Annotated in this window: 1 protein-coding gene; it reads left to right on the top strand. The window is 58.5% G+C overall.

Annotated features, from left to right (window positions below; genetic code table 11):
- Positions 1 to 306, top strand: a 306-nt coding sequence (locus FKW31_RS15895) for a transposase (protein ID WP_193562101.1), incomplete at both ends; no start/stop codon positions are given.

The following is a 306-nucleotide window of genomic DNA, read 5'->3' as shown; positions in this document are numbered from 1 at the left end:
TCAGCGGATCATGGGCCTGGCACTGGGCTATGAAGATCTCAATGATCACGATGCCCTGCGGCATGACCTGATCTTTGGTCTGGCCTCGGGACGTCTGTCAGGAGGCCGGGCAAACTGCGCAGCATTGGCTGGCAAATCTACACTGAACCGGTTGGAGCGCAGTGGGCAGCAGGCAGATCGTTACTGTCGGATCATTGCTGATCATGAGGCCCTGGCTACCCTGTTCGTCACGCTCTTCCTTGACCAGCATGAGCACGCACCCGCCCGGATCGTTCTGGATGTGGATGCCACCGATGACCGTATCCA

It is taken from the genome of Acetobacter sp. DmW_136 (assembly GCF_008690365.1).
Classification (GTDB): Bacteria; Pseudomonadota; Alphaproteobacteria; order Acetobacterales; family Acetobacteraceae; genus Acetobacter; species Acetobacter oryzifermentans.
The sequence above is the reverse complement of the archived record's forward strand: the minus strand, read 5'-3'. Positions and strand labels throughout refer to the sequence as shown.